The sequence below is a fragment of the Salinimicrobium oceani genome, assembly GCF_012037645.1.
Genome location: NZ_JAAVJR010001119.1, coordinates 1 through 357, shown reverse-complemented (window position 1 = coordinate 357; position 357 = coordinate 1). Strand labels below are relative to the sequence as shown.

The following is a 357-nucleotide window of genomic DNA, read 5'->3' as shown; positions in this document are numbered from 1 at the left end:
AAGAACAATGTTTTTCGAGTACATTAAAAGCTAAGGTGCTCCGGGAATTTAAATTGCCCGAGGCAGTTTCAGAAGATAATTATGAGGGGGAGCTCGTGGTGCTTTTTGAAGTAACCAGGGATGGAGATTTTGAGACCATTTATATAGACGCCGCCTATCCTGAACTAAAGGAGGAAGTAAATCGCATTTTTAAGACCTTACCCAATATCTCCCCTGCTACATACAATGGCAGGGCGATCAATATGCAGTTTCGCATGCCCGTTAAAATTCCGCTGGAGTTAAATTCAGCAGGCGCAGAAATTTCCGAAGTAATTGAAAGCGTTTCTACGGAAGTTATTTCTGAAAATTCAATGGCAG

1 protein-coding gene is annotated in these 357 nt (G+C 41.7%); it reads left to right on the top strand.

Features of this window, described 5'->3' with window-relative positions; translation table 11 throughout:
• Positions 1-357, top strand: a 357-nt coding sequence (locus tag HC175_RS21060; protein ID WP_209310169.1) for an energy transducer TonB, incomplete at both ends; no start/stop codon positions are given.